General features: G+C 38.5%; 3 protein-coding genes. All 3 read right to left on the bottom strand.

Going from position 1 to position 7,355, the window contains the following annotated elements; genetic code table 11:
• Window positions 1-100: 100 nt before the first annotated feature.
• Window positions 101-352 (bottom strand): hypothetical protein, encoded by a 252-nt coding sequence (locus P4L16_06835; protein ID MDR3624835.1) that lies wholly within the window; start codon window positions 350-352, stop codon window positions 101-103.
• A gap of 11 nt (window positions 353-363) precedes the next feature.
• Window positions 364-6,825, bottom strand: coding sequence for an ankyrin repeat domain-containing protein (locus P4L16_06830; GenBank protein MDR3624834.1), 6,462 nt, complete (start codon window positions 6,823-6,825; stop codon window positions 364-366).
• Window positions 6,822-7,355: hypothetical protein (locus tag P4L16_06825; GenBank protein ID MDR3624833.1), on the bottom strand; the 534-nt coding region annotated here is incomplete at its 5' end. The genes P4L16_06825 and P4L16_06830, both read right to left, overlap by 4 nt.

The following is a 7,355-nucleotide window of genomic DNA, read 5'->3' as shown; positions in this document are numbered from 1 at the left end:
TTTAACTAGAGCTGTAGTAGCACTTTTTGCTGTTTTTTCTACTGAAGTATTCCAGCTATTCCATCCATTTGCAATCATATGATAGATACTTGACATTTACTTAAACTCCATTTTCATGAATGTTTTCTACAGAGAGGATGGTTTGTATTTGAGGTGAAAGATTACAAAACCACTCCTCCTTTGTAAGAGGAGAGTGAACAGTTCCTTTAAGAACAGAAACAACATAAGGAAAGTCGATGGCCTTTCGCTCTCCATCGCTTAAGAGGATAGGATAAGTTTCCCAATTTAGTTGCGAGTAGTCTTTTACCAGAGTAAGGGATTGTCCTTCAAAATTTTTTGTAATTGTAGTCATAGAATCCCTGTTTAATTTGTTTTTAGTATTTTACATAAATAGAATTGCTCTGTTGCAATTGCTAAATCTAAAGCTGTGCATCCTTTTTCATTACGTATGCTTAAGTCTGAAATTTGTGCAAGAGCCATAACTGCAGGTATATTTCGGCTTAAAACAGCTAAGTGTAGAGAAGAGCTTTCTATTCCTGCTTCGCTGACAAGTACTTGATGAGCATCAATAATAGCTTTTAACTCAATATTAGCTTCTTGAGTTATGTCTAAAGGTGATTTTCCGTCATTTGTAAGGAGGGTTAAACTTGCTCCACAAGCAAGAAGAAGCGATGTTAATTGAGCGTTTTTCATTTCAATAGCATAGTGTAGAGGTGACATTCCTCTTATTTGATCTAAAATATTCAAATCAGCTCCTAGAGCAACAAGACAGAGGATTTGCTGAATACCTCCTGCTTGTGTTGCAAGATGAAGGAGGGTTTTCCCACTGAAAAAAACGAAGTCAGGATCTATGCCTGTTATTTTGAGTAATACCTGTAGCTGTCTTGCAGATTGCCCTTCAGCAGCTATTTCAAATGCATTTTTTCCTTCCTCATTTTCTGGCCAAGGATTTGCTCCGTTTTGCAAAAGCCATGCAGTACATTGCACAGCTCCATGCATAGAGGCAAAATGAAGACCCGTATTGCCTCTTCTAAGGCTGGCATTGATGGATAACCTCTTGCCATAAAGAAAAATTAATGCATCAACGTTATCATGAGCTGTTGCCGATTCTATTGCTGAAAGGGCCTTCATAATGTCATGGGCAATTTTATAAGGAGTAAAAAGTTGTAAGAGAGAAGGAGCCGCAGGGCTGCTAGAGGCAAGCCCTAAGACATTTTCTCTGTCGTGTATTTTTGCTTCTATGTTGCATCCATGATCAAGTAACCAGCTTGTTGTTTCAACATTTCCATGCAAGGTGGCTAAATGAAGGGGAGTTATTCCTTCTAGTTCGCACATCTCTTCTAAATCTTTTTGCGATTGTTCTGCAGGGATTTCAAATGAACTATGTTCTAAATTTGCAATGGCTTGTAAAACATCTGTTTGCCCTCGTAATGCAGCATGGTGCTTGGCTGTAAGCCCTTTATTATCATTTATATCAAGGCATACGCCTCTTGCATGCATAAGACGAATGAGTTCTACATCTCCTAGCTGCGCGGCATTATGAAAGAGATGCATTCCATTTCTATCAGAGATATCTAATTGTGCACCATTTCGAATGAGGCAAAAAATAATTTCTCGATGGTGTTTTAAAGAAAGTGCTTGTAGTAGCAATAAGCCTTCTGCTGTAATTGTTTGATTAGGATTGGCTCCGCGAGCCATGAGAAGGCGTGTCATTATAAGAGAGCCTAACTTACAAGCTAAAAAGAGTGGTGTGAGCAGAACATGATCTCTTATGTTTACATAAGATCCTCTATCAATGAGTAAAGATAGGTTTTCTACTTTTTCATTTTGGATGGCATAAAAAATGGGTGTTTTTCCAGCATCAGTACGAGCAGAACATTCTTCTGGAGGGAGTATTTTGAGAAGTTTTTCTAATTCCCCTGTTGAAGCTTTTCCTGCCGCAAGGTGTAAGGGAGTCTCTCCTTTATGATTGCGTATAGTTAGGGGAAGGTTAGGACAAATAAACAAGGAGATGCCTGCACGCACGAGTAAGTGAGAAACAATGTCTCCTTCACTATCAGGTATACTGAAATCTTGTCCGGGAATATTTAATAATTCTTCGACAAGGGGAAGTATAGGGGTTTCATCTTGCATTGCTCTTAAAAGAAGCTGTAAAGGAGTTCCCCAGATACGTTTTCCTTTATGATCCATGAAAATTTTTGTATTGTGGGCAAGAGCTTGTATTGTCTGTAAAAGTTGTTGTAAATTTTTAGAGGTAAGGGCAGTTATAAAAGCTATTTCTTCAGGAGTATAAAAAAGGGGTGTTTGTATCAATGCTTGGAAATTAGCCTCCATTATAGGTGTATGGAGTAATGAAGAGACGTATAGACTAGACGCTCCCTGTTTACATAGTATAGAAAAGGCATCTGGATGATGATATAGAACAGCTAAGTGAAGAGCTTCATCAAGTGATTCTTGAGAAGGCTTTTTTTGCATTAATAAGAGTAAAAATTTTGAAGCAGGCAATTGAGCTGCAAGGTAGAGATCTTCTCCTGTTATCAGAGGATCATGTTCTAAGATTTTTTCTGCTATATTTGTGCTTAATACACGAAGAGCATAATAAAGAGGAGTGTGATTACTTAGATCGTTCTGATTAGCAAGAGATCCTTTTTCTAATAGCAATTCAACTATTTTTTCTAACCCTAATTGAGCTGCAAGATGTACAGGAAGTGTATGATTGCTATCTAAAAAACAGTGAACTAGATGAGGAAAATATTCCAAAGTTTCACTGACCATATTGACATCGCCACTTTCAATTACGGCATAAAAGAGATGCCTATCATTGTAATGATTTTCTAAGGAAATATTATCTGTCTTCATCTTTTGTAAAAGTAGGGAAAATACACGAGAACTTCCATTTTGTGCTGCAATGTAGGGAAGTGTTTGGTTGTTATCCTCTTTCAAACGCATTAATGAGTCACTTGTTTTGATAATTTCATTTCCAAAGAGGAAAATAGCATCAGCTTTTGCCAAATAGTGAATAGCTTTCCATCCCTTAGGCCCGTGGATACTGCTTAAGGATGCGCCTTTTGGAAGTAAGACTTGTGATACAAGAAGATAATTTTTTGCTTGGAGTGCAATAAATAGAAAGGCATTTAATTGGTCTGTTGAAAGTGTAACAGATGCGAACATATGTTTTATAAGTGAGTGATAGGGTACGTGTAGAAGATCTTCTAGATCAGGCATAACGCCTTGGTTGTAGAGGGCTTCTGCGATATTCCATATCCCTAGTAGGATAGCCAAACGCATGGGGGTATCATTTTCATGGTTAGACTGGTTTCTAAGGAAAGAATTATGACTTAGATAAAGTGCAACGGCTGTATTATTATGACGAAGAGCCAGATGTAAAAGATTGTCTTTGCAGGCGTTTCTATAATTTTGAAGAGGATAAGCAGAGGCAAGGCATTCCATGATCTCTCTGTTGCCTTCAATAGCAGCAGTCTCTAAAGCAATTGGAGAGGCAGGCGCCCTTTGCAATAGCATACGTAGAATGGAAGGTGATTTTAAACGAACAGCAACTTCCATTGCTGGTAAAGGATCTGCTCCTAATGTTAGAAGCTTTTCTACAAATTCTGGATTGCCAAGAGCGCAGGCTAGCATCAAAGGTGTTCCACCCTCTTCAGACTTTTCATTTAAGGTTGCCGTAACAATTCTTTCTTCTCTAAATAACATTCCAATAATTTCAACATTTCCCTGGTGGAGGGCGCAGTGTAGGTCTGTATATCCAGTGGAAAGAAGAGAGTGAGAAGGATGAAAGTTAAGAAGGATACGCACACTTTCTACTTGATTTGCTTGGATAGCGCATATAAGAGGTGAAGAACCATTTTTACCGCGATGATTGCTTTCACTGCTGTCTTTGTTTAGAAGAAGACGCAAAGTTTCATGCGATCCTGCACTTGCCGCATAGTGGATGGGAAGATAGCCATCTAAATCTTCAAGGCGCGAGGAGATATTTTTTTTGAGAAGAGCATCAAGATAAAAAGGATCTTGGAAGGTTGCAGCGATATGAAGGAGGGATGCACCATTTCTTTGTCGCAAAAGATTTAGATGAGGTATGCGTTCTATGTGTTCTAAAAAGCATTGATGATTGGCTTGGTGCATGGCTTCTTCTATTTCAACTCTTGCTCGAACAAGGGTAAGATTTTCTTGGCCATCTGGAAGAAAAAGGGCTTCTTCCATCCACATATAATCTTGGGAGGCTTCTGTAGGAGTATCTTCAAATGGTAAGCTGAATATGATACCCTCTCCCAATGGCTCTATGTTTACTCTTTCCCACGTTTCAGGTTCAAGAGTATAAAGATCTTGCCAATGTTGTCTCCATACTTGTGCTACCTGAGGGGCTGGTTTGACAGTGCTTTTTTCTAATTGCATGCCGCAGCCGCCCACAACGCGGTGATTTTTTTCAACACTCTGTTTGGGCGATTCGGAAGGTAGAGACGAGGTGATAAAAGAGATTTTTTTTGTGACATCTAAAGAGTTATTTGGAGTGCGTTCTACTATTTTTTCTATGATCAGATCTAAAAAATTAGGCTTCAGATGTTTTTCCAGATTTTCAGAAATTTGTTCTCTTTGCGCTTTTCCGATTTGTTTAACGATTGTGCAAAGATTGTTAAAAAGTTGGTTAGAAAGTTCTTTAGAAAGATTTTCTACTTGTTCTTGTCCTTTTAAAAATCGCTGAAACGGAGGAGAACAGTGTTTTATGAGATTTTGTTTGCATTTTCTTTCGAAGCATTGTAGTATAGCTTCACTATTTTTTTGCTGGTCATGCAAAAATAGATGTCGAATAAATTTTTTGGCTATTGGGTCATTAAAAAAATCTCGAATAATCTCTCTTTGATTCATTTTCAAGGATTCTTGCATAGGAATAAAAAGAGGAAGGTGTGGAAATAGTGGAGGACAGCCACGACCGTCTACAACCGAACAAGGAGGAAGCGTGGGAAGTTTACCGTGTTGCTTAAGTGTCAAGAAATAACTAGAAAAGAAATTAATAATACCAAGCATCGCAAAATATTCGCGGCACAAAGGCATTTTAACCATATGATCGTGTATCTGGCGGCTCATTAGCTTGTAGCTTTCTTCAATCAGTTGATAAGAAAGAGGAGGAGTGCCAGTTTCTCTTATATGTCGCTCCATTGCTTCGGTATATTTTAAAGATGGGGCAATTGTATAGAGGACATCGAAGTCTGGATCAATGATAAAAACATTTCCCTCTTTTCTGAAGCTATTTTGTTTGGCGATAATGCGGAAGGAATTTTTAAATCCATCGAATTCTTGTAGTATCTCAGAGTCATGACTGCCGGCTTCTCCAAACAATCCAAGCATCTTGATACCTTGAAGAGTCATTGTCAATTTTCTAGCAGAGAGGTAAGCGACATCTTTATCTTTGAGGTGTTTTTGACAATAGGCCTCGAAGTCAAGAAGGCGCGCAAGAGCTGCTCCTTCTTGTCCTTCCCACGTTGGGTGCTCATGCCAACTATCGACAAAATCTTCTGGAAAGACGCCTCCATTGAGATAGCCTTTCATGAAATAATCCAACATACTGATCACACGCCCTACAAGTGTGTGTTGATAGGTTGGGTGGATAACGGGAAAAAGATCTGCAGATCCTTGCCTAAAATGAAGGCTGAAAAAAGGCACTGTACTGTGTGTATAGATACCAATGGCAAGTTCTCGTAGAATTTGACGCAGTTGCCCATTTGTGCAAGGTAAGTTGCCATCTATCATGGGTAAACAAAAGAAGTGCTCACTTTCAAAAAGAGCTTCTGCTCCATTAAAAATGCCTTCAATATATTCAATACCACAGGCTACCCCTCCGATCTTGCCATCCGCAACTCCTTTTGCAGGAATGGGCTTTTGGGGGTGTGTTGCATTATAAGAATCCGTAAGCTTTGTTTGCTGCAATGCTTGTTGAAATTGCAAGTTACGAAAAACAATTTTATAAGTCTCTGGAACCAAACGGTTAGCTAGATATGACTCTATTGTACTTGCTTTTACTTTTTCGACATTTTTACCTCTAACATCAATGTGGTAGCCTCCTTTGAACTCTTTTCCCTCGGAGCCGTTTTCTTTTTTGTCAATAGAGCAATCAAGATTGAAAGTAAGCTTTCGTTGGTCTTTAGGATGGGAAAAGACAATGCCTCTACCATGTAAACCTTCTTTGTCATTTGGTTTTAGTGGAGGTATTTCTAGGTGCTTGATTATAGCGCCTTGGTGTAAAACGTTTCGGATTGTTTCATGGTCAAGACAATTGAAAGTTCCTACATAACCACCATCGCGTAAGTGGATAGAAACGTATATTGGTTCAGCTCTATTTTCTGGATGAAACCCATTACTATAAAACCATTGGCACATTTGCTCTTGGGTTCTTCCGCGTGCAAGTCTAATGATACCGTTATAATCATTTCCACGAGGCATTGCCTCTTGCCAGCCGCCAGCACTTAGAAGCGGCCAAATTACAATATTTCCATTAGAACATTTTACTAAATCAAAGTTACTCTCGGTAGGAGGAGCATATAGTAAAAGGTTGTGTAGAGTAATATTAGAGTCTTTTGGATTAAGACCATTTTTAATATGCTCTTTGCTAACGTACTGAAAAATGCCATTTGTTTTTTGGATGGTTGCAACAACTGTAGGGCCAGGTGTTGACCAAAGTCGAATTCTGTTGCCCTCTTTATCTATGAAAGATGGAGTGAGTGGAAATAGTTCTTTATATAAAGCTTTGGCTTCTTCAAGAACCGCAGCGGAATCATTGCTTATAGATGTGTGATGATCAGTAATTTGTGTCATGGTAATACAATCCTTTCATTGACATAGCGGCGTAAAACTTCTTTTTCCCAAGAATCATATTCTTCTAATGTTATGCCTAGTGAATATCTTGATCGATTTAGAGGATCATATTTTTCTGTAAAATACATGCCTCCCAGGATTTTCCAGCTTTGGAAAGGGTGAAAATCAAGTCCTCCAAGTGTTTGTGGAACAAAATCACCTCCAGTAAAGTTAGATGAAGTTCTGCAGAAACTATCATCATCTTTATCAAAAGCATAACCCCATATTTCGTAAACAAGCCCTTTTAATCCTTCCTCATTCCCAAAGATATATAGGGTATTGAGGTCTTCATTTTTATATTCGAAAGAAAGAATAGGATGCTTTTCATGAGAGGTTACTTTTTTAAGATATATGGAGTGTTCAGCATAAGTTGTGTCTCGATCAATAGGGGGAATGATCCAAGTATTGTGAAAGTATTCTTCTTCTTTTGTACTTTTAATGAATGTTGTAATCCAATTTGCAAGCCATAATAACCCAGAAGGCGTGCCTAA

The sequence above is a fragment of the Chlamydiales bacterium genome (genome assembly GCA_031292375.1).
In the GTDB taxonomy this organism is placed as follows: Bacteria; Chlamydiota; Chlamydiia; order Chlamydiales; family VFKH01; genus JARLHF01.
This window is presented reverse-complemented; position numbering and strand designations above follow the sequence as displayed.